Source organism: uncultured Solobacterium sp. (assembly GCF_963517755.1).
GTDB lineage: Bacteria > Bacillota_I > Bacilli_A > Erysipelotrichales > Erysipelotrichaceae > Bulleidia.
On the sequence record NZ_CAUQGG010000003.1, the window covers coordinates 153811 to 177658 of the forward strand.

Annotated in this window: 23 protein-coding genes; 18 read left to right on the forward strand and 5 right to left on the reverse strand. The window is 37.1% G+C overall.

The features are described from left to right. Positions 1-53: 53 nt before the first annotated feature. From hrcA to RWM19_RS03090, 6 genes are all read left to right on the forward strand, one after another. Positions 54-1088, forward strand: coding sequence for a heat-inducible transcriptional repressor HrcA (hrcA, locus tag RWM19_RS03065; RefSeq protein WP_313983530.1), 1035 nt, complete (start codon positions 54-56; stop codon positions 1086-1088). Continuing rightward, positions 1081-1620, forward strand: coding sequence for a nucleotide exchange factor GrpE (gene grpE / locus RWM19_RS03070; RefSeq protein ID WP_313983533.1), 540 nt, complete (start codon positions 1081-1083; stop codon positions 1618-1620). The genes hrcA and grpE overlap by 8 nt, the downstream gene beginning before the upstream one ends. 17 nt (positions 1621-1637) lie before the next feature. Continuing rightward, positions 1638-3458, forward strand: coding sequence for a molecular chaperone DnaK (gene dnaK, locus RWM19_RS03075; protein WP_313983534.1), 1821 nt, complete (start codon positions 1638-1640; stop codon positions 3456-3458). A gap of 62 nt (positions 3459-3520) precedes the next feature. Beyond that, positions 3521-4669, forward strand: a complete 1149-nt coding sequence (gene dnaJ / locus RWM19_RS03080) for a molecular chaperone DnaJ (RefSeq protein ID WP_313983538.1) — start codon at positions 3521-3523, stop codon at positions 4667-4669. Positions 4670-4703: 34 nt separating this feature from the next. Continuing rightward, positions 4704-7256 carry an AAA family ATPase gene (locus RWM19_RS03085; protein WP_313983541.1) on the forward strand — a complete coding sequence of 851 codons (2553 nt, stop codon included), beginning with the start codon at positions 4704-4706 and terminating at the stop codon, positions 7254-7256. Between the two features lie 133 nt (positions 7257-7389). Next, complete coding sequence (locus tag RWM19_RS03090; RefSeq protein ID WP_313983544.1) at positions 7390-8346, forward strand: alpha/beta hydrolase; 957 nt, start codon at positions 7390-7392, stop codon at positions 8344-8346. Positions 8347-8434: 88 nt separating this feature from the next. Here RWM19_RS03090 and RWM19_RS03095 read toward each other — a convergent pair whose 3' ends face one another. The 4 genes from RWM19_RS03095 to RWM19_RS03110 all read right to left on the reverse strand — a co-directional run bounded on the left by RWM19_RS03095 (position 8435) and on the right by RWM19_RS03110 (position 10597). Next, a complete protein-coding gene (locus RWM19_RS03095) occupies positions 8435-8824 on the reverse strand; it encodes a VOC family protein (protein ID WP_288914391.1) in 390 nt (129 codons plus the stop codon). A gap of 94 nt (positions 8825-8918) precedes the next feature. Next, positions 8919-9119: a transposon-encoded TnpW family protein gene (locus RWM19_RS03100; RefSeq protein WP_313983593.1), complete on the reverse strand. Its 201-nt coding sequence runs from the start codon at positions 9117-9119 to the stop codon at positions 8919-8921. Positions 9120-9309: 190 nt separating this feature from the next. Continuing rightward, positions 9310-9726 carry a hypothetical protein gene (locus tag RWM19_RS03105; protein ID WP_288914393.1) on the reverse strand — a complete coding sequence of 139 codons (417 nt, stop codon included), beginning with the start codon at positions 9724-9726 and terminating at the stop codon, positions 9310-9312. Positions 9727-9766: 40 nt separating this feature from the next. Continuing rightward, complete coding sequence (locus RWM19_RS03110) at positions 9767-10597, reverse strand: HAD family hydrolase (protein ID WP_288914396.1); 831 nt, start codon at positions 10595-10597, stop codon at positions 9767-9769. A gap of 136 nt (positions 10598-10733) precedes the next feature. Here RWM19_RS03110 and RWM19_RS03115 point away from each other — a divergent pair, with 136 nt between their 5' ends. The 7 genes from RWM19_RS03115 (at position 10734) to RWM19_RS03145 (ending at position 18910) form a co-directional block, all read left to right on the forward strand. Next, a complete protein-coding gene (locus tag RWM19_RS03115) occupies positions 10734-11225 on the forward strand; it encodes a DUF5673 domain-containing protein (RefSeq protein ID WP_313983551.1) in 492 nt (163 codons plus the stop codon). Positions 11226-11310: 85 nt separating this feature from the next. Continuing rightward, positions 11311-12171 carry an NUDIX hydrolase gene (locus RWM19_RS03120; protein ID WP_313983554.1) on the forward strand — a complete coding sequence of 287 codons (861 nt, stop codon included), beginning with the start codon at positions 11311-11313 and terminating at the stop codon, positions 12169-12171. Continuing rightward, a complete protein-coding gene (locus tag RWM19_RS03125; protein ID WP_294026261.1) occupies positions 12171-12689 on the forward strand; it encodes a cysteine hydrolase family protein in 519 nt (172 codons plus the stop codon). The genes RWM19_RS03120 and RWM19_RS03125 overlap by 1 nt, the downstream gene beginning before the upstream one ends. A gap of 9 nt (positions 12690-12698) precedes the next feature. Next, on the forward strand, positions 12699-14216 hold the full coding sequence (locus tag RWM19_RS03130) for a nicotinate phosphoribosyltransferase (protein WP_313983559.1): 1518 nt from the start codon (positions 12699-12701) through the stop codon (positions 14214-14216). Next, a complete protein-coding gene (gene nadD / locus RWM19_RS03135; protein ID WP_313983562.1) occupies positions 14213-14845 on the forward strand; it encodes a nicotinate (nicotinamide) nucleotide adenylyltransferase in 633 nt (210 codons plus the stop codon). Before RWM19_RS03130 ends, nadD begins: the two co-directional genes overlap by 4 nt. Then, positions 14835-16796 (forward strand): NAD(+) synthase, encoded by a 1962-nt coding sequence (locus RWM19_RS03140; RefSeq protein ID WP_313983565.1) that lies wholly within the window; start codon positions 14835-14837, stop codon positions 16794-16796. Before nadD ends, RWM19_RS03140 begins: the two co-directional genes overlap by 11 nt. Before the next feature lie 179 nt (positions 16797-16975). Further along, positions 16976-18910 (forward strand): C69 family dipeptidase, encoded by a 1935-nt coding sequence (locus RWM19_RS03145; protein WP_313983569.1) that lies wholly within the window; start codon positions 16976-16978, stop codon positions 18908-18910. 52 nt (positions 18911-18962) lie between these two features. Here RWM19_RS03145 and RWM19_RS03150 read toward each other — a convergent pair whose 3' ends face one another. Beyond that, a complete protein-coding gene (locus tag RWM19_RS03150) occupies positions 18963-19547 on the reverse strand; it encodes a cyclic nucleotide-binding domain-containing protein (protein ID WP_313983572.1) in 585 nt (194 codons plus the stop codon). Between the two features lie 198 nt (positions 19548-19745). On the opposite strand from RWM19_RS03150, the gene RWM19_RS03155 reads away from it, so the two are divergent. The 5 genes from RWM19_RS03155 to RWM19_RS03175 are packed head-to-tail and all read left to right on the forward strand — an operon-like array spanning position 19746 to position 23803. Next, a complete protein-coding gene (locus tag RWM19_RS03155) occupies positions 19746-20672 on the forward strand; it encodes a phosphate/phosphite/phosphonate ABC transporter substrate-binding protein (protein ID WP_313983574.1) in 927 nt (308 codons plus the stop codon). A gap of 3 nt (positions 20673-20675) precedes the next feature. Further along, a complete protein-coding gene (gene phnC, locus RWM19_RS03160) occupies positions 20676-21446 on the forward strand; it encodes a phosphonate ABC transporter ATP-binding protein (RefSeq protein ID WP_313983577.1) in 771 nt (256 codons plus the stop codon). Next, positions 21436-22215: a phosphonate ABC transporter, permease protein PhnE gene (phnE, locus tag RWM19_RS03165; RefSeq protein WP_313983580.1), complete on the forward strand. Its 780-nt coding sequence runs from the start codon at positions 21436-21438 to the stop codon at positions 22213-22215. Before phnC ends, phnE (RWM19_RS03165) begins: the two co-directional genes overlap by 11 nt. Then, positions 22212-22994, forward strand: coding sequence for a phosphonate ABC transporter, permease protein PhnE (gene phnE / locus RWM19_RS03170; protein WP_313983583.1), 783 nt, complete (start codon positions 22212-22214; stop codon positions 22992-22994). Before phnE (RWM19_RS03165) ends, phnE (RWM19_RS03170) begins: the two co-directional genes overlap by 4 nt. Beyond that, positions 22994-23803: a metallophosphoesterase gene (locus tag RWM19_RS03175; RefSeq protein WP_313983586.1), complete on the forward strand. Its 810-nt coding sequence runs from the start codon at positions 22994-22996 to the stop codon at positions 23801-23803. Before phnE (RWM19_RS03170) ends, RWM19_RS03175 begins: the two co-directional genes overlap by 1 nt. Positions 23804-23848 lie beyond the last annotated feature (45 nt).

Below are 23848 nucleotides of genomic sequence, written 5' to 3' on the forward strand. Positions count from 1 at the left end.
GTATACTATATTAGCAGACATTGAAAAAGAGTGCTAAAAAGGAGGTGCTGGAGATGTTGACACCAAGACGAATAGAAATCTTCAAGGCAATTGTTGATGAGTATATTCGTACGGCGGAACCAGTTGGTTCGCGTACATTACAAGAACAGTATGACTTACCATATTCCAGTGCGACCATCCGTAATGATATGCAGGTCTTAGAGGAAATGGGCTATCTGGAAAAGACACATACTTCCAGTGGACGTATTCCTAGTACGATGGGATATAAGTTCTATTGTGAGAACTTATTGAACATGACTGCTGGCATTGATAAACGTATGGAACTCGCAATTCGTAGTGCATTTGATGTGTCTAGTATGAACATTGAGGAGGCGGTTCATCAAAGCTGTGAAATCCTCAGTGAAATGACAAATATGACAGCTGGTGCAATCGGACCAGATTCCAATACGCAATGTCTAGAACACATAAAATTGTTTCCGATTGACACGCGTAATGCGGTATGTGTATTTATCACAAATACAGGACATACCGAAACTAAGAACTTCCACTTTGAAGATGATGTACCATTCAAAGATTTGGAAGCTTGTACAGATATCTTAAACAAGAGATTACAGGGTGTTCCACTTGCGGAAGTACCTGGTCGTATGGAAGATATCAAACCTGATTTATGTAGCGTTGTACATCGCCACGATCTACTCTTTACAGCGTTTGTTAGAGCGTTCGTAAAGTTTGCGAGTGAGAGTGTATACTTCTCTGGAAAAGATCGTGTATTATATCAACCTGAATTTGAAGATATCAACAAGTTGAAACAATTGATGTTGATGTTTGATGATACAAAGGTATGGCGTGGATTAGATTCCAGCGAAAATGCTGTTGCGGTAACTACAACAAAAGGCGCACAGTTAACTTGGTATAACGATTTAGCAGTTGTACGTTCCAAGTTCCATGTTAATGATACGGAAAGTGGAGAGTTGATGGTTGTTGGACCAAGCAGAATGAATTATGAAAAAGTCGTAAATCTAATTGATTATGCGGCACGTTTGATTGAGAAGATGTATAACTCAGGAGGTGAAAGTGGCAATGAGTGAAGATATCAAAAAAACAGAATCTGAAGTTGAAGAAGTAGTTGAAACTGAAACTCCTGAAGTAGTAGAAGAAGTTGATGAAGTTACAACACTTCAAGCAAAGATTACAGAGTTAAGTGAACAGGTAAATGTTCTCAAGAATGAATATGCAAAAGCGTATGCAGATACAGAGAATACAAGAAAACGTCTACAGGCTGATTTTGATAGCCGTACAAAGTTTATGATGAAAAACTTTGCATTAGAGTTGTTACCTGTATTAGATAGTTGCGAAAGAGCGTTAGCGCAAGCAACATCCGATGAAGCATATCGTAAGGGTGTCGAAATGATTTATGGACAACTACAGAATGCTTTAAGTAAAGAAGGTATTACAGAAATTGATGCATTAAACCAACCATTTGATGGTAATTGGCATCAAGCATTGATGACAGAAGCAAGAGAAAATGTCGAACCTGGAACTGTAATTGAAGTATTACAGAAGGGTTATCGTATAAAGGACCGTCTGCTAAGAGCAGCAATGGTCAAGGTTAGTGAATAACTAGGAGGAAGATAAACATGAGCAAGATTATTGGTATTGACTTAGGAACAACAAATAGCTGCGTATCCGTTATGGAAGGTGGCGAAGCAAAAGTAATTGCGAATCCAGAAGGAAACCGCACAACACCATCCGTTGTAGCATTTAAAAATGGTGAACGTATTGTTGGTGATGCGGCTAAGCGTCAATTGATTACAAATAAAGACACAGTATATTCCATTAAGCGTTTGATGGGTACAAATCAAAAAGTAACATTAGAAGGTAAGGAATATACACCACAGGAAGTTTCAGCAATGATTCTTACATATTTGAAGAGTTATGCAGAAGCTTATTTAGGTGAGAAGGTAGAAAAGGCTGTTATTACAGTACCTGCATACTTCAACGATGCACAGCGTCAAGCAACAAAGGATGCTGGTAAGATTGCTGGTTTGGATGTAGTACGTATTATTAACGAGCCAACTGCTTCTGCACTTGCGTTTGGTTCTGACAAAGAAACATCTAAGGAACAAAAGATCTTAGTATATGACTTAGGTGGTGGTACATTCGATGTATCTATCTTGGATATTGCGGATGGTACATTTGAAGTATTATCTACAAATGGTGATACACACTTAGGTGGTGACGACTTCGATGAAGCTATCATCAATTGGTTAGCAGATAACTTCAAACGTGAAAATAACATCGATCTAAGACAAGATAAGATGGCTTTACAGAGATTAAAGGAAGCTGCTGAAAAGGCTAAGAAGGACTTATCTGGTATGGTACAGACACAGATTTCCTTACCATTTATTTCCGCTGGTCCTGCAGGTCCATTACACTTAGAAGCTACATTAACACGTGCACAGTTTAATGAAATGACAAAGGGACTTGTTGAAAGAACATTGATTCCAGTTCGTCAAGCATTAAAGGATGCAGGTTTAACAGCAAATGATATTCACCAGGTATTACTTGTAGGTGGTTCTACACGTATTCCAGCTGTTCAAGAAGCAATTAAGAATGAATTAGGTAAGGAACCTAACAAGTCTGTTAACCCAGATGAATGTGTATCTTTAGGTGCTGCTATTCAGGGTGGTGTTATCGCTGGTGATGTTAAGGACGTATTATTACTTGATGTTACTCCACTTTCATTAGGTATTGAAACAATGGGTGGTGTTATGACAGTTCTTATCCCACGTAACACAACAATCCCAACAAGTAAGTCTCAGATTTTCTCAACAGCTGCAGATAACCAGCCAGCTGTAGATATCCATGTATTACAGGGTGAAAGACCAATGGCACAGGATAACAAGACACTTGGTAACTTCCAGTTAGATGGTATTGCCCCAGCAAGACGTGGTGTTCCACAGATTGAAGTAACATTTGATATTGACGTAAATGGTATTGTACACGTTACTGCAGTTGACAAGGCAACAAGTAAGAAACAATCTATTACGATTACAAACTCTTCTGGTTTAAGTGAGGAGGAAATTGACCGCATGGTTAAGGAAGCTGAAGCTCATAAGGCAGAGGATGACAAACGTAAAGAAGAAATCGAGACAAAGAATCGTGCGGAAGCTTTCATTCACCAGATTGATGAAACATTGCAGAATGAAAATGCAAATGTGACTGAAGAACAGAAGGCTGAAGTGAAGAAGTTACGTGATGAATTACAAGAAGCTATCGATAAGAATGATACAGAAGGCTTAAAGACTAAGTTAGACGCTCTTGAAAAGGCAGCGAATGATATGGCTCAGGCAATGTATCAAAGTCAGGCAGGTCAGCAGGCTGCTGGTGATGCTGCAGGTAATTCAACAAGCGCAAACGACGATGTTGTTGACGCAGACTTCCAAGAAAAGAAGTAAAGTTTGAAAGGAATGCGGGGCTTGTTTCCGCATTCTTTTAAGAGAAGAAAGGGCTAAAAGATATGGCTGAAAAAAGAGATTACTATGAGGTGTTAGGAATATCCAAAGGGGCAAGCGATGCGGAAATTAAAAAAGCCTATCGTTCGTTAGCCAAAAAATATCACCCTGATGTAAATAAAGAAGCAGATGCAGAAGCCAAGTTTAAAGAAATCAATGAAGCTTACGAAGTATTAAGTGATCCACAAAAGCGTCAGACGTATGATCAGTTTGGCTTTGCGGGAATGAACGGTTCCCAAGCAGGTGGAGGCTTCGGTGGTTTTGGCGGTGGATTTAACGCTGGTGGATTTGATGATCTCAACGATATCTTCTCCTCATTCTTCGGTGGAGGTATGGGTGGATTCAGCACTGGATCACGTCGTTCCAGTAATGGACCACGCAAGGGTGAAGACCGCTACATGCGCATGAATATCTCATTTATGGACGCATGTTTTGGTAAGACTGAGACCATCTCATTAACAGTTGAAGAACAATGTGACCAATGTCATGGTACAGGTGCAGCTTCTCCAAGTGATGTAGAAACCTGTCCAACCTGTCATGGTTCTGGTAGCGTTGTAACACAACAACGTACAGCGTTTGGTGTATTCCAATCACAGAGCGTATGTCCTGACTGTCGTGGTACTGGTAAGAAGATTCGTAAAGTATGTCCAAAATGTGGTGGAACAGGTTACGAAAAGAAGCGTATTAGCGTAGATGTAAAGATACCTGCAGGTATCCAAACAGGACAGCAATTACGTGTATCCGGTAAGGGTGAACGTGGCTATAACGGTGGTCCAAATGGTGACTTATACCTAGAGATCAATGTATTACCACACGAGAGTTTTGAGCGTGATGGCAAAGATATCTACCTTGATATTCCAGTCAGTGCAGTTGATGCGACATTGGGTGTTAGTATAGATGTTCCTACGATCCATGGTGATGTTACGATGAAGATTCCAGCCGGAACCCAAGATGGCACAAGAATGCGTCTAAAGGGTAAGGGTACTGCAGATCTACATGGTGGAAGAGATGGCGATCAAATCGTTACAGTACGCATCACAGTAGAAAAATCACTTTCACGTAAAGAACGTGAACTATATGAACAGTTACAAGAGTTACAAAATTCCAGCAAAGGTGAAACAGCCTGGGAAAAGTTTAAGAAGAAATTCATGTAAGTAACAGGCATCACCTATCAAAGGAGGTGTTACGATGAACATTGAGCAGATGACAGAAATCCTGCAAAATATCATCATGCAAGCAGTACAGCTTGCACAAGAAAAACAAAGTCCTGATATAAAACCTGAGCATATCCTCTATGCAATGGTCAATGACGATAGCCTAGAGGGTATTTGGCAAAGGTTACATATCAGTCAAGAAGAATTAAGAAGTTTCATCGAACAAGCACTAACAAGAATTCCGACAGTCAGTGGATCTACACAACCACAGCTATCAAATGATGTCATGCAAGCATATAATTATGCATTCAAACGCATGCAGAAACAAAATGATAGTTACATGAGTACTGTTACATTCTTACTTGGCTTGTTTGATACAAAGGCTACAATTATCGAGCAAATCAAACAACAATTCCATATCACAACAAGTGATATCGAAAATGCAGAAGAAGAAAGAAGAGGAGGGATGACAATGGATGAAAAGACCAACGAAAGCCAACTCGATGCATTAAGCAAATATGGACATGATCTAGTCAAAGAAGTAAAAGACGGAAAGATTGATCCAGTTATCGGAAGAGATGAAGAGATTCGTAGAGTTATCGAGATTCTCTCTCGTAAGACAAAAAACAATCCAGTCCTCATTGGTGAACCTGGTGTAGGTAAGACCGCAATCGTAGAAGGTCTTGCATGGCGTATTATGCAAGGGGATGTACCACTTGGACTCAAAGATAAGAAGTTAATTGAACTTGATATGGGTGCACTGATTGCTGGTGCGAAATATCGTGGTGAATTTGAAGAGCGCTTAAAGGGTGTACTCAAACAGGTACAACAGGCTGATGGTGGAATTATCTTATTCATCGATGAGATTCATAATCTTGTTGGTGCAGGTAAGACAGAAGGCTCCATGGATGCCGCAAACCTATTAAAGCCAATGCTTGCAAGAGGTGAACTCAAGTGTATTGGTGCGACTACATTCGATGAATATCGTAAGTACATCGAAAAGGATAGAGCTTTAGAGCGTCGTTTCCAGAAGATTATGGTACAAGAGCCATCTGTTGAAGATACAATTAGTATCTTACGTGGACTCAAAGACCGCTTTGAATCACACCATGGTGTTCGTATCAAAGATGAAGCGATTATCGCTGCCGCAACACTATCCAATCGTTACATCACAGATCGTTTCTTACCAGATAAGGCAATCGATTTAATCGATGAAGCTTGTGCAACGATTCGTGTTGAAATGGATTCCATGCCTGCAGAGTTAGATGAACTCTCTAGACGTATTATGACTTTACAGATTGAGGAAACATCTCTCAAAGAAGAAACAGACCCTAAGGCCAAAGATCGTCTTGAAGAAATTCGTAAGGAACTTGCAGATCTTAAGGAAGAGCAGACTGCAAAACTCTCTAAGTGGCAAGCTGAAAAGAGTGAAGCAGATGCTATTAAGAACTACAAAGAAGAACTTGAGAAAGCTAAGCTTGCTTTAACGCAAGCAGAAAACGCAGCCAACTATGAAACAGCTGCGAAGCTAAAATACGAAACGATTCCAAATCTAGAAAAGAAGATTAATGAAGCGGATGTTGAAAAATCAGATGCGATGGTACATCAGATTGTCGATGAAGATATGATTGCAAAGATTGTATCGCAATGGACGCATATTGAAGTATCACGCTTGATGAGTACAGAAAGACAAAAGATTCTACATCTTCCAGAAGCACTCGCAAAACGTGTTATCGGACAACCAGAAGCTTTACGTCTTGTATCAGACGCAATTATGCGTTCAAAGGCAAATATCCAAGATGAAAATCGCCCATTAGGTTCATTTATGTTCCTAGGTCCAACAGGTGTTGGTAAGACAGAAGTTGCTAAGGCATTAGCACAACAACTATTTGATGATGAATCCAAGATTGTACGTATCGATATGTCTGAATATATGGAGAAGTTCTCCGTATCTAGACTAGTTGGTGCGCCTCCAGGATATGTTGGATATGAAGAAGGTGGACAGTTAACAGAAGCAGTACGTCGTTCTCCATACTCAATCGTGCTATTAGATGAAATCGAAAAAGCACATCCAGATGTATTCAATATCCTATTACAGATTTTGGATGATGGACGTATTACAGACTCTAAGGGTGTAACAGTAGACTTCAAGAATACGATTATCATTATGACAAGTAACTTAGGTAGTCAATACGCCTTCGATGATGATCCAGAACATCGTGAAGAGCACTACATGAGTGAAGTACACAAGTTCTTTAAACCAGAGTTTATCAACCGTGTTGATGAAATCATCGTCTTTAATGCATTGGGTAATGATGTATTAGCACAGATTGCTGAGAAGTTCTTAGCACAGCTACGCAATCGTTTGAAAGACCGTGATATTAATCTTACTGTTAGTGATAGCGCAATGAAGCGTATCATTGCTTGTGGTGTAGATCCACTTTACGGTGCTAGACCAATGAAGCGTCATATTCAACGTGAAATTGAGACAGCAGTTGCCAAGGTGATTCTAGAAAACCCAGATATTAATGGCAAGACAATTCACGTCGACGCAAACGATGAGAAGTATATCGTTACAGTGAAATAAGATTCACAATACAAATAGTAGAGAATACTAGTTTAGATTGACTGGTATTCTCTCTTTTTGTATTATCTTTAATCATAGGAATTATGATCTAACTGAACTAACCCATATATAGTAAATACTAGGAGTATTGTATATGAAAAAACTGATTAAGCTGATTAGTATTATTGTAGTTGTAATAGGATTGATAGTATTCATCAGTTTTGTAAATCATAAGATAAAACTAAAAGATGAGGATGCTTTATTCAAGACGAACGGAAAGATTGTTGAAGTTAATGGACATCATATGAATGTTTATCTTTCAGGTAATCCGAATAGTGATTTTACGCTAGTGTTTATGTCTGGGGCAGGGACGTGTTCACCAACTCTGGATTTTAAAACTTTATATTCGCTATTTGAAAAAGACTATCAAATAGCGGTTGTTGAAAAAGCTGGTTATGGCTTTAGTGATATCAGCGATATAAGTAGAGACATTGATACAATCTTATTTGAAACTAGAGAGTCACTGAATCAAGCAGGGGTGACAAATCATAAATACATTTTATTTCCACATTCTATGTCAGGTATTGAAGCACTCTATTGGGCAAACAAATATCCAAATGAAATAAAAGGAATTGTTGGATTGGATCTATCTGTCCCTGCAGCATATCAAAACACAAAAATAAATACGTTCTTGTTAAGTGCAGCAAAGTTTGGCGCGGATATAGGACTTACTAGATTTCTTCCATATCTAGTTGATTCCTCTTCCGCAATTAAAGATGGAAACTTAACAGAGGAAGAAAAAGAATTATATAGAGTAATCTTCTATCGAAGAACCGCTACAACTTCGATGATAAATGAAGCGAAAACTATTAAAGCAAACGCCAAGAAATTAGAACAAATTGATGAGACTAATGCGCCTATGTTATTCTTTATCTCAAATGGAGATGGTACTGGTTATTCAAAAGAAGAGTGGAGAAGTTTTGGTGTTGGTTATTTAGCGAACAAACAGAATGGCAAATATCAGTTCTTAGATTGTTCTCATTATGTTCATAATATTGCATACCAACAGATTTATGAAGAGAGTATCAAATTTATAAATCAATTAAAGTAAAAAGCAGTAAAACAAATTTGATTTACTGTTTTGAGTTGCTACGCTAATTACTTTTATTTAATTTTCTACTTCGATAAAGGTAAATTTATCAATTTGTAAATCTTAATAAATACCCATTGGGATCTTGTATTAAGAACTCGGTTTGCGTTTCTTCTGTACCATTAACTTTATATATGCTTCTGTTTAGTTCTCTGTATATTTCCAAATTTAAAGTTTTCACTAATTTATACAGCCCTTCAATATCATCAACGGCTATTGAAAAATTAATTCCTCTTCCCAAAGGATATATTAGCTCGCCTATATTCCAACCATTGTCATGAATTTGTTCAAACATAAATTGACTATCTTGAAAAGACATGAAAACGAATTTTTCTTCAGGACGTTCGTATTCAATCTTAAATCCTAAGTCATTATAAAACCTTTTGGTCTGTTCAATATCAAAAACCGATAACTCGGGAATCATCTTATTAAAATCCATATTCACTCCTTAACAAAAGTCTAATTTTTTTCTCTAATTATTAAGTAATTTTATACCATTTTCAAGGCATTTTTTCCACTGGCAGATTTCCCACTTACTCGCTACTATTCTCCCTAGATTGTATTACCTTAAACAGTTTATCTTGAAATGTTTCCTTGCTCTTTTTATCAAAATATATCTCTGTTACAAAGGTTTTTCCATTTATCTTCTTTGTAAGAATGCCATCAGGCTTTTGGTGTTGTGCTTGTTCTTCTGTCTGTATTTCTTTAATATCTGTTTTCTCGTGTCTATATATCCCTCCTGTTCAGTTAATATTATGTAACCCAAGAGAAGAGTGGAGGAGCTTTGGGGTTAGTTATTTAGCGAACAAACAGAATGGCGAATATCAGTTTTTGGATTGTTCTCATTATGTTCATAGTATTTTATACAAACAGATTTATGAAGAGAGTATCAATTTTATAAATCGACTAAAGTAAAAAAATGCACTATTGTGCATTTTTTAGTACGTTTAGAATCTTTTCTGTTTCATAGATTGCGTCATCAACCTGCTGGCTAGCATTGTTGATTTTGGATTGAACATAGATATCTGAGACGAAGTTATCGAGAAGGTAGTCTGTAACTTTTGCAAAAGTATCAATCTCAATATCAACTGTAATATAATCTCCTACATCTTGTAATTCACGGGTTAGATTCTCTAAAGCAACCTTCGCATATCTGATTTCGTCTTGTGCATTTTCAATATGTTTGTGCTTGATGATAGAGGTGATAAGACCACCTGCGAAGATATCAAATAAACCCCAGTTTCTTGCTTTCTTGAGGAATGTTTTTGCTTGATACAAGTGTTGTAGTGCATCTTCAGCTGCGAAGATGGCTTCTGTAATATCGTTTTCTAATGTACTCATAATTTTAGTTTACTCCTGTTTATCAGAAAGTGAATCTTTTCTATAGTAGATTCTTACGAATCCAGTTTGCACAGCCTTCTTGGAAGTAGTGTTCTGCATGGTCAGTCGCAATTTCTTTTAGACATGGCATTGCATTGCCCATTGCAACCTTTACACCCGCAACTTCTAACATGGATAAATCATTTTCACCGTCGCCAATAGCACAGACTTGTTCCGGTAAGATATTTTCACGTTCCATAATCATACGAAGACCATTGCCTTTATTAATTCCGTGTGGCTGAACCTCTAACCAGTTTGAATTGACAAAGAAGACGGAGTACTTATCCGTAGGAATTTCTTTGGCCAGTCTCTTGAGTGTACCTGCAGTACCTGAGAAACAAATCTTGATAATATATTTGTTTTCGAGATTTTCGAGATTAAAATCGATTTCGGCATGATGGAAATGATGATATTGTATAAAATCTCGTATTTGCGAGCAAAGACGGAATAACATCAATGCAATGTAATTCTTCTTTGAGCCAGTTGTTAAAAAGTCTTTATCTGTCGATGCCATTAGGATAACAGGGTATTTTTCCGCAAGCGGTAGTAAGTTATGGATTTCTTCTTTTGTTAGAACAGGGAATGATATATGTTCCTTCTTGTTTACAAAGTAGATATCTTGACCATTATTAGAGACTATATAGTCATAGATATCTTTTGGAAATCCATTGAGGATGCGTTCGTAATGACGGCCAGTACAGATTGCGATACGTGTTCCTTGTGCTCGTAATGTACGCAGTGTTTCTGCAGCGTATTTTGTTAAGTAACCAGGGCGAGCAAATAATGTTCCATCTAAATCTGTCGCAAAGAGTTTAATATCTTTTTTTGTCATAGATGTATTTTAGTTTGTTCAAAGAAGATTAGCAAGTAATACTAAACTTATGTAAAATTCAAAAAATTTGATGATATGCTTATTCAGATTTGCTATGGTATAATGAAAATTGTTATTAGTATGTGAGGAAATGAAAATGAATCAGCCATTATTCTACGGAAACTTATTAGTTACATTAGCATTCGGCGCATTTGCGGGTTTGATGTTTTATCGCTTAGCCAATACAAAGGGAAAGATTAAGTATGCAGGAAGACAATGGGATGCGACTAAGATTACGCTCATTGTGATTGTAGGTTTAACTCTTGTTTCTTTAATTGGTAATACCATTACTGTTTTTGATATCTTACGTGTTATCGTGATTATCGTTGCGATTGTTGCGTATTGGTTAGCGAAAGATGGTATTGGAGAAGAGGGTTATGTAACCAATGGTAAATTCCATGCATGGAAGGAACTCAGTGGTTATGATTATAAGGATGATAAGAAGTTCTTCAATCTATATCTAACATCATCTTCAAAGAAAGAAAGCACAAATGTAGAACTTGTAGAGTATGAGTTCGAACAAAAAGCAGATGTACTTGCTTTCATGAAGGAAAAAATTGGTAATAAATATAAGCGTATGAAGAAGTGATTGTAATCAAACACAATCACTTTTTTTGACAAACAAGAAAAGTAGATTATAATATATATAGTCAAAATGACTATAAGGAGAAGCCATGGAAGAAAGAAATGAACGTGGTGAAACACTAGAGGAATTCCTTGCCCGCTATGATGAAACACAATATCGAAGGCCGAGTAATACTGTTGATATGATTTTATTAACAGTATTCAAGGGGAAGTTAAAGGTGTTATTAGTCAAACGTAAGGATCATCCATTTATTCATGATTGGGCTATGCCTGGTGGTTTTGTGAACTTTGATGAGGATTTGGATGCCGCGATGAAACGAGAATTAGAAGAGGAAACCAATCTTTTTGATTCTACATACTTTAGACAATTATATACATTTGGAAATGCGGACCGTGATCCACGTACACGTGTGATTACGACAGTTTATTTGTCTATGACACCGGCTGAAAATATTAAGATGACATCTGCTGGTGATGATGCGATGGATACAGAGTGGTTTACCATTCAAAAGATTACAACGACATCGGATGGGTATGAGCGTAAGAGTGTATTAATGTTAGATGAAGAAGAAAAAGGCATTCATCTACGTTATGAGATTTACGATACTGCCTGTGATAACTATGTACAGACAAGATCCAAGTTACTAGATAGTTCAAACGCAAAACTAGCTGCTGATCACATCAAGGCAATCAATATGGCAATTGATGTTGTACGTAATCGTGCAGCTTCTACAGGTATTATGTTTAATTTATTACCGAAGGAATGTACACTACGTGAGATTCAGGAAGTCTATGAGGCTATTGTCAATCACCCAGTTGATACAGGTAACTTTCGACGGGATATTAAAAAGATGCTAGTAGCTACAGCTAGTACAACGATTGTAAACGGTAGAAAAGTCGCGACCTATAGCTTTAATCCATTACTACCATTTGTAAAGGAGACATTATAATGAAAACACTTATCGCAATCGATATTCAAAATGATTTTGTATCAGGGTCTCTTGGCACAACAGAAGCAGAAGCAGCTCTTGCAAAGATGGTTGATGAGATCAATTCACCAAAATATGATATGGTATTCGCAACACAGGATACACATGATACAAATTATCTCAACACTTTAGAGGGTAAATACTTACCAGTTGTACACTGTATCAAAGATACAGAGGGTTGGAGATTTCCAAAGAGTATCGAAGAAGCACTTCATAAGCGTGGTACCAAAATATTTGAGAAGGATACCTTTGGATCACTCAATCTAGCAGTTGAACTACAGAAACTAGCTCCAGAAGAAATTGTATTAATTGGTATCTGTACAGATATTTGTGTTGTGACAAATGCATTACTATTACGTACATACTTACCAAACACAAAGATAACTGTTTTATCGCAAGCATGTGCTGCGACAACGATAGATAAACAAAAGGAAGCGCTCGATGTAATGGCTTCTTGTCAGATTGAAATAGAAAAATGAGGAAATGATATGAACAACATTCAAGTAGAACCATATATCCCAGATGAAGATTATGACAATCCAGCGATGGTCACAGACTTCTATGAATTCTCCATGGCAAATTCATTATTCATGCATGGATATAAAGATACCATCATGGTATTTAACATGTTCTTTAGAGATAATCCAGATGATGGTGGATATGCAATTAGCTGTGGTCAACAGAAGTTATTACGTTTCTTAAAGAACTATCACTTTACAGAATTTGATATTCAGTGGTTATTAACCAAGGGTATGAGCCCAGAATTTTGCGAGTATCTACGTCACTATCAGTGGAAGGGTGATGTGTACATGTTGCGTGAGGGTACTGTATGTTATCCTCAGGTACCAATGGTACGTATTGAGTGTGATATGGTAGGTGCAGTCCTAATTGAAACCTATCTATTACAGACAATGAACTTCCATTCCTTAATCGCCACAAAGGCAACTCGTATTACAGGACTAAGTAATAAGACACCAAGAAATGTCATGGAATTTGGAACACGTCGTGCACAGGGTATGTCTGCAGGTAATGATGGCGCCTATGCGGCCATCTTAGGTGGCTGTATCGGTACTGCTAACTGCCTTGCGGAGATGAAGTATGGACCTGATGTGAAGGCTGTTGGTACAGTTGCACATAGTTATATTGAATTCTTCCCAACCGAGATGGATGCCTTCCGTGCCTATGCGGAAACTTATCCTGAAAATGTCTCATTGTTACTAGATACTTACAGTATCTTTGATTCAGGACTTCCTCATTTAATTCAATTAGATGATGAGTTGATTGCGAAGTATCCAAATGATCCAAATAAGCGTGTTAAGAGTGCGCGTATTGACTCAGGTGACTTAGCTCGTGGTTATAAGCGTCTACGTCGTGCTTTGGATGAAGCAGGTAAGTCATATATTAAGCTTGTCGCATCTAACTCATTAGATGAAAAGAAGATGGCAAACATGGAACTCTATGAACATGCGAAGTTTGATTTCTATGGCGTCGGTGAAAAACTCATTACAGCTGCGACAGACCCTGTCTTTGGTGGTGTATATAAGTTAGTCGCTGTTAAAGAAAAAGATGGTAGCTATACACCAAAGATGAAGTGCTCTGATTCATCTAGTAAGGCAATCATTCCAGGCAAACTAATGGCTTGGCGCGTATTCGATGAAGAAGGAAAGGGACAGTGCGATATTATTTCTCTTGATACGGAAGTGATTGAAAATGGTAAGCCTGTTGAAGTTGTCAACCTTGACCCAGATGCCTTTGAAAGACATAAGACAATTATTCCTAGCCATGTTGAGAAGATTTTAATTCCTCATATGTTAAATGGTGAAGTTGTTCTCGATTTACCAGATATTCGTGCAAAGAAGGAATATGTAAAGGAACAACTACAATATCGTGTTTGGGAATCTGAATTACGTACAGAGATGCCTCATAAGCATTACGTAGACTTAACACCTGCAGTAGCGAAACTCAGAGAGGAGTTATATGAGAAACTCCATGGAGGCATCATTTGAGTTACCTGTTATTTGGTGGAGCCTTTAATCCACCAACAAAAGCTCATATCGAACTAGCAGAATATGCTTGCGAAAAGGCAGGTGCTACGATGGTTATCTTTATGCCTAGTAAGATGAGCTATATCGAACATGATCAAGCAAAGAACTTTGCCTTTCATGATACAGAGCGATTAGCGATGCTAGAAAGCATCTGTAAAGCACATCCAAAGCTAATGGTCAGTGACTATGAGTTAAAGGAAGAAAGTCAACCACGTACATATCAAACGCTCTGTTATCTAAAAGAGCAGGGATATGCATGTAAGTTATTATTTGGCTCTGATAAGTTACCGGAATTAAAAACCGGTTGGAAACATGTAGAGGAGATTGCGAAGGAATTTGGTATTGTATGTATGGCAAGATACGATGATAATTGTGAAAAGATGATTGCGGATGATTCTTATCTCTCAAGTCTTTCTCAATACATAGAAATTGTACATACACCAAAGGAATATCATCATATTTCTTCTAGCGAAGTACGTAAGCAGTTTCTCATCGCAAAAGATGCGATACAAATACTACAGGACACATTGCCAAAAGAATTACATGGTCTAAGTAGTTACCTTTTCAGTGAGGATAATCATGAAAAATAGAATGATAAAAGTCGGTACTGTTGTACCAAGGATGAAAGTAGCAAATGTCACTTATAACGTTGCACAAATCATCCAAACAATGAATGAAAATGCGGATGCAGGATTCTTGGTATATCCAGAATTATGTTTGACTGGGTATACTTGTGGTGATCTATTTGGACAGTTTACATTGTTAGATGCAGTAGAAGATGGACTATTTAAGATTGCGAATGCGTCAAATAAACTAGAAGGTCTAACGGTTGTGGTTGGTGCACCGTTACGTTTTGAAAACCATTTATATAACTGTGCAGTATATATCTCGGAAGGTGTCATTGTAGGTATTGTGCCAAAGATCAATCTTCCGACATACAGCGAGTTCTATGAAAGTAGATGGTTTACAAGTGGTAAGAATATCGTTAGCCAAATGATTCAATTAGGTGATGAGTTTATCCCATTTGGCAGAAACATACTTGCATGTGATAGTCGTAGTGGAGCTATTGTAGGTCTAGATATCTGTGAAGATTTATGGGTACCTGATAAGCCAAGTACGCATGCATGTCTTGCGGGTGCTAATATTATTGCGAATCTATCTGCTTCTGATGAAATTATTGGTAAGCAAGACTATCGTCGTACAATGGTATTACAGCAGAGTGCAAGTTGTTATTGTGCATATCTATATGTATCTAGTGCAACGGATGAAAGTAGTACGGACCTCGTATTCTCTGGTCATAGTATGATTGCCTGCAATGGACGCCTGTTAAAAGATTCCATATTCCCAGAAGATACAAAGGTTGAAACTGTAGTGATTGATTTAGAGTCCATTGAAAAGAATCGTCGTCACCAGACAACATTTGATCTAGAAGAAAATCATGATGATTATGTATATGTCGATGTTTCGATTAAACCAATCGCAAATCAAGATGAAATTACGGTAGATGAATTAGTAGATGCGTTACGCAAGGAAGACTATGTAGTCAATCGTAATCCATTTGTGCCAGTTGATGATGAAGAGCGTGGTCGTCGTTGTATGAAGATCTTAGAGATTCAAGCAAATGGTCTAGCAACACGGGTTCGTTCCACAGGAATTAAAAATCTTGTGATTGGTATCTCAGGAGGCTTGGATAGTACACTTGCATTACTTGTATGTCATCAAGCAAGAAAACTAGTACCTGATATCCATATTATTTGCTATACATTGCCAAACCATGGTAATACAACTTCATACACTTATAACAATGCTTTAGATTTAATGCGTGCATTAGATGTAGAGATGCATGAAGTTGCGATTGAAGAAGGTGTGCAAGCACATCTGAAACAGATTGGCCATCCTGGTAGTTATCAAGGGGAAGGTGATACAACCTACGAGAATGCACAAGCTCGTATGCGTACTTACATCCTGATGGATGCCGCAAACATGGCAAATGGACTCGTAGTTGGAACAGGGGATCTTTCTGAACTAGCACTCGGATGGTGTACATACAATGGTGATCACATGTCCATGTATGCGGTAAACGCATCTGTACCAAAGACACTTGTACAATATATCTGTAAAGCATATGCATATATCTGCAATCAAGAAGACCTCAAAGAAGTACTCTTAAAGATCTGTGATACACCAATCTCACCAGAACTAACACCACATGATGAAAATGGCAAGATTGCCCAAAAGACAGAAGATAAGATTGGTAAATATGATCTTAATGACTTCTTCTTATACTATGTATTACGCTATGGCTATTCACCAGAAAAGATTATGGTTCTAGCACTAACAGCATATCCAGAGTTAGAGAAAGAAGAAGTACGTGAAGCAATGTTACGCTTCTTCAAGCGTTTCTTCAGCCAGCAATTCAAACGTAGTTGCTTACCAGATGGACCAAAAGTAGGATCCGTTACACTTTCTCCAAGAGGTGATTGGCGTATGCCATCCGATGCTAGTGCTGAGCTTTGGTTAGAACAAGTTAAGAAAGCTTAAGTTACTTCCAAATGGGAGTAACTTTTTTTCATACTAGAATATACAAGAAAGACGAAAGCATATTTCCACAATTTTGTAGATGTATTTTCTATAATGAAATTACTAAGAAGAAGATTACTAGAAGGGAGGAATTTAATCTTCTTACACTTTGTTCATACAATCATTGGAGGAATAATAAAATGAAAAAATGTATTTCAAGGCTATTTAGCGCTTCAATAGCTATTTTAGTAGCCTCATCCAGCATCATTTCAGCGTATGCATGTACCGGTGTCATTATCGGCGGCGATTTAACAGAAGATGGTAGTACAATTTTTGGACGTACAGAAGACTTAGAAGTCAATCATAATAAGGTATATAGAGTACATCCAGCAGGGGAACATAAAGCTGGTGAAACTATCAAAGACGTTTCTGTAGATCCAGATAAGGGGTATTCCTTTACATTTGCACATGATTCTTATCGTTATACGTCCGTCAGCGATACAACACCAGAATATGGTAATTTTGACGAAACAGGATTTAATGAAAAAGGCCTAATTGCGGATATGACGGTTTCCGCTAGTGCAAATGAAAATGTATTGGGTGTAGATCCTTATTTGGATGGCACAGATACAACAAAGCCAATCGGTATTACAGAGGCTATCATCACAACAGCAGTATTAGGTAGTTGTGATAATGCAAGACAAGCAGTTGAATTTATCGCACAAGAAGTCGCAACAAAGGGTGCTGGCGAAGGCAATGGTCTAGTCGTAGCTGACCATAATGAACTTTGGTATATGGAAATTTATACCGGACACCAGTTTGTGGCGATGCGTTATCCGCGTGATAAGTATTCCGTATTCCCTAATTCATTCTGGTTGAATGAATGTAGATTAACCGTAGGAGAAGAAAAGGAAAACTATAACATTTCAGAAGATGGAAATTATATCTATTCCAAGGATATCTTTAAAGTCGCAACAGATGCTAAGACATTCAAGGGAGATGAATTAACTCGTACCATCGATTTATATTCTTCTTATGCATTACCTGAATTATCTGAAAGTACTGAATCACGCGTATGTTCTGGTATTAAGCAATTCAATCCGGATGCGAAGTTTGAGGGTGATGTATATCCATTTTTACAGACAACTTCAAAGAAGATTACATTAGCAGATGCAATGGCATTTACACGTAACCGTTTGGAAACCATTAACGAAGTAGCAGATGACTTAGGTCGTGGAAACTTATATCCAATTGGTAACCGTAACACAATGGAAGCACATATCTATCATCTTCCTGCAAACGCAACCGAAGAATATCCAGGAACAATGTGGTTAGCATTAGGTTCTCCATTAACTTCACCATTTGTGGCATACTATCCAAATCAGAATTCCGGTATTGCGCAGGCACAGAATGAAAACAATGAATTTAATGAAGATTCTGTATATTGGTTAGCAATGGATACATTATTCATGATTGAATACAATCGTGATGAATTCCAACCAATCGCTACTAAGAAGATTGAAGCACTGGAAAGTGAAGAAATTAAAAACGCTGTAACAACAATGTTAACAGCAGATGAAGCAACTACAAGAAACCATGAAGATGCGACAAAGGCATATGAGACAATGAAGGAAATCCATGCGGAAATCCTCGAGAAGTTTAAAAAGTATATCAAAGAAAATGACTATACAATCAAGTTCTTTGGAAAACGTGCTACAGCTGCTTTTTCAAAAACAGAAGTACTCGTTCCAAAAGATAGTGCAGATACAGGAATGAAGTTAAGTGTAGCTCCAAGCGAAGATATGATGTCTGGAGAACTCAATATTGTAGATCACTATGGAAATCCAGTTGAAGAAGTAAAACAAGACTTAACATATTCTATCCCTACATCCGCATTCAATGGCAAGCCTACATTTACAGATGGCACTAATGAAATTAATGCTGAAGTAAAGGATGATAAGTATGTATTTACTACAAAGGCAACACATATTTCATATACAGTATCTGAAGGCAAAGAAGCTACAACTGAGACAGAAACAAAGCCTAAGACAACACCGCAGTCAGTTGTATTACTTGTTGGAGCAGTCATTGTAGTAGCAATAGCGGCACAAGTCATCAGAAAGAAATTACGTTAATCATGAAAAGTCAGACGAATTGTCTGACTTTTTTATGGAGTGATTGATATGACTATTCATAGAAGAAATAGTTTTCATTTGTATTTGTGTATAATGCACTATAGTCTAAAATGTAATATTTCTTTTTCACTTTTTTAATGAGTTTTTCTTGGAGTAAACGATTCATGACACGAATAACTTGGCGATAGCTGATGGATAGTGTACGTGCACATTCTTGTAAATCTAAAGTAAACATTGTGTCTTGTGTGTTTTGTATAATCAGAGCACACATTTTTGTATATGCTGTCTCTGTTCTATCAACGATTACATCATCATCTCTTTTGGTTAAGCGGTAAGCCATTGTCTTACTGATATAACGTAAAAATGTATTATCATCCAAAAGACGATTCCGATATGTATCAAGTGAAATGCTAAAACATATGCATTCTGTAGAAGCGATAACGCTAGTCATTGGTTTCATTTTCCAAAGAGAGGAAACTTCACCGAGAACAGTAAATTCTTTACTGCCACCAAGATAGACTATTTTCCCACTATCACTCGTTACCAAAAACTTTACTTCACCATCTAAAAGGAAATAGATAAAGTCAGATATGATATCGGATTCGATGATTTGTTCTCCTTGGTGAAAGCGACACAATTTTATAATATCTTTGACAGGAAAACCGAAATATTGAGAGAACTTGGTTTTTTTAAAATATTCTGTAAATAAGTATCTGTTATCTATCCATTCCATGAACTTATTGTATATGACATATGTCACTTTCTGCAAAGACAATTTTTAATATTCGTTTAGAATGTTTGTATAAGGAGCTCCGAATAAGGAGATAGAAAGAATATGAAAAAAATATTTGTATCTGCAGTACTTTCTCTTTGCATGGCATTACTTGGTGGATGTGGCGCAACAGGGACAAAAGAAACTTCTTCTACAAGTGAAGATAAACCACTTGTTGTACAGTTTGTTCCAACAAATAACGATGGCTCAATGGAAGCGAAGACAAAACCATTTGCGGAGTATCTAGAGGAAAAGCTTGGACGTAAAGTTGAAGTAACACTCGCTACTGACTATTCCACGATTGTTGAAGCAATGGCATCTGGTAAAGTTGATTTAGGTATTATGCCACCAGCTGCCTATGTACAGGCAAAGAATCAAGGTGCCGCAAAAGCTCTCTTATCTTCCAAATTGGTGGATTACGATCAAGCAACAGAAATGCCAATTGAAGGTTCATCAACAAACTCATTTAAAGGAGAAGTGATTGTTAGAGCTGATTCAAATATTCAATCTCTCGCTGACTTAAAGGGCAAGAAGATTGCGACACTAAGTCCTAATTCAGCTTCTGGTTATATCTATCCTGTAGCAGAAATGAAGGATGCTGGTATTAATCCAACAAGTGATTGCACAATCGTAACAGTTAATGATATTCCATCTGAAATTACAGCAGTTTTAAATGGACAAGTTGATGCGGCATTTGTATTTGAAGGTGCACGTTATGTTTTCCAAAAGAAGTTCGAAGGAACAAATGATCTTTTCAAGGAATTAAAAGTTCTATATTTGACAAAGGGTGATATTCCAAATGATGCAATTGCGGTATTGCCAACAATGGATGAAAAATTACAACAGAAGATTAAAGAAGTATTCTTAAATATGAATCAAGATGAGGCCGCAAAAGATGCAATGTCATTATGGAACCATACTGGTTATGTAGAAGCAGATGAAAAGGCATATGACACAATGTCTAACTATATCGAAAAGGCAGCACAATAGGAAATGATTGAATTAAGAAATGTTTCAAAGACATACAAAAATGGGGTACATGCACTCGACCATGTAAATCTAACAATTCAGGATGCTGAGTTTGTTGCGATTATTGGTCTTTCTGGTGCAGGTAAATCAACATTATTACGCTCGATTAATCGTCTCAACGAAATAACAGATGGTGAAATCTTGATAGATGGTAAATCAATCACGAAAGCCAATAAGAAAGAATTGAAAAAGATACGAACACAGATTGGATTGATATCTCAATCATTTAACTTGGTGAAACGCAATACAGTACAGAAGAACGTATTATCAGGAAAGCTTGGAACCTATAGTACGCTCAAAAGTACACTAGGACTATTCTCTAACAAAGATTATCAATTATGTAATGAAGTTTTAGCCAAGGTAGGATTAGAGAATAAACTGCATAGTCGTTGTGATGAGTTGTCAGGTGGCCAACAACAAAGAGTATCTATTGCTAGAACACTCTTCCAAGAAGCAACCATCATCTTAGCGGATGAACCTGTCGCTTCCTTGGATCCTGTAACATCTAAAAAGATTCTATCTGATTTAAAGAATATTAACGAACAACTAGGCATCACAGTTATCGTAAATATTCACTCAGTCGAACTTGCAAAGGCATTTGCGACAAAGATTATTGCGTTGCAAGATGGCAAGCTAGTATTTGAAGGTACCCCGAGAGAACTTACGGATGAAAAATTAGATTATATCTACAAAGGTATCTCTAATCTTGAAGAGGAAGTTCAAGATGAAGCTTAAAGATACAGTTCATTATCAATGGTATAAACATGTAGGAACATTTGCGGTATTGGCAATATGCTTATATGCATGCATACGTATTACAAATGCAAATCTTTCTGAAGTACTTTCAAATACAAAACAGATGCAACTATTCCTACAGAAACTACTTCATCCAGATTGGTCGTATCTTCCATCACTAATAACACCAATTATTAAGACAATCCAAATGTCAGTACTAAGTACTTTACTGGGTGTACTTTTAGCGATTCCATTCTCGTTTCTTGCGACAACACTCATTACTAAAAATGCTGTACTAACAGGTTGTATTCGTTTTGTAATGAATATTATTCGTACAATTCCCAATACACTATTAGCAGCTATCTTAGTATCGATTGTTGGTATTGGTGAAGTTACGGGTGTGATTACCTTAACCATCTTTACCTTTGGCTTAGTATCGCAGCTACTGTATGAATCGATTGAAACGATTGATACACTACCTGTTGAGTCCGCTGAGTCTGTTGGAGCCAATAAGTTAAAGATTGCAGTATGGGCGGTTTGGCCACAAATATTACCAGCTGTAATTAGTTATACTTTTTATGCATTAGAGATAAATATACGGTCTTCAACAGTACTGGGCTATGTTGGTGCAGGTGGAATTGGTATTATCTTAAATACTTCATTAGCATTATTTAAGTATGATCGTGTATCCATCATTATCCTAATGATTTTGATACTAGTTATACTAGTAGATACAATCAGTGAATACGCAAGGAGGAAGTGTGTATGATGATGACTCTTCGAAAGTATTCAACGATATGGATTCTACTAGGAATTCTAGTATTGATTTTCTTATCAGGTTATGGCCTAGATTATTCAGCACTGAATAACTTTTCGCCTTCCATGGTGATAGACACAGTCAAAGGACTATTAAAACCTGATTGGTCATATTTCTTTGATGGTAGTGGGGAAGATGTATTCTCGCTGATGATTCTGACAATTGCGATAGCTTTCGTAGGAACACTCATCGGTACAATCTTTGCATTCCCGCTTATGTTACTAGCAAGTCATAATCTTTGGTCAAAAAACACGATAATACCAAAGATTACTAAAATCATCTTGGATATATTACGTAGTTTCCCGGAATTAATATATGCAATTATCTTTGTAAAGATGGTAGGCCCTGGTCCATTTGCAGGAGTACTAGCGATTGGTGTTCATCAAATTGGTATGTTAGGAAAACTGTTTACCGAGGAAATGGAGAAAATGAATGAAGATGCGATTGAAGCAATGCATTCAGTAGGCGCAAATTCAATCCAAACCTTCTTCTATGCACGACTTCCACAAGTTATGCCAGCATATACATCTTTGATTTTAAATCACTTTGAAATCGGTGTAAGATCTGCCGCAACCCTTGGTCTTGTAGGTGCAGGTGGTATTGGTGCACCATTAATCTTTGCAATCCAAGCAAGAAACTGGGATAAAGTAAGCATTATCTTATTAGTAGTAGTTGTGACTGTATTTGTATTAGATATCGCAAATGGATGGCTTAGAAAGAAGCTGAAGTAATGAGAATCTTGCAAATAAGTGATATACATTATCGTACACACTACACAAATGATAATGCATATGAAAGATTACTTGCTAAACTAGAAAGTCCATTGAAACACCTAGAACTCTGCTTGCAAGATGCTTTACAACATGGGGAATACGATTGCCTTTGTTTGACAGGTGATATTTGTGATAATGGAAGTGTTGATGATTATCAAACAGTAGAAAGTATTGTTAAAAAGTACTTTCCAAAGATTCCAATTATAGCGATTCCTGGAAATCACGATAATGAAAATTACCAACAAGTATTTGGGACAAAAAGTCATACGACGTATCAATTACAGAATTATACGATTCTTGCATTAAATAATTCTGAGTATGGAAATGCAAATGGGGAATTTGAAGATGAGGATTTTTCTTGGCTAGATGAAAATCTAAAGACACCTGAAAAGAAAATTATTTTGATGCATCACCCTGTCAGAAAATATCCAGGAATTCCATGTTTACCACAAGCTGAAAAGTTTATCCAACATATACAAAACACGAATACTATTTTGGTCATGCAAGGTCATGTACATTGGAGTGAGGACTATACAATCAATGATACACACTATAGTGTGGGTCCAAGTACATCCTTTCAAGGAAAAAATAATACTAAAAATGATAGTGTTTCATTCTATGATGTGGCAGGGTATAAAATATATGATTTGATTGATAATCATGTTTCAACAAAATCCTATACAATAAAAATGCCAACCAAAGTATGTAGTTGGAAATTTACAGAAAATAAGATTCAAGAAATCGATGTCGATATTAACCTAATGTAAAATAACTTGGGGTTTTAGAAAAATCCGCTTTAAAATTACATGGGG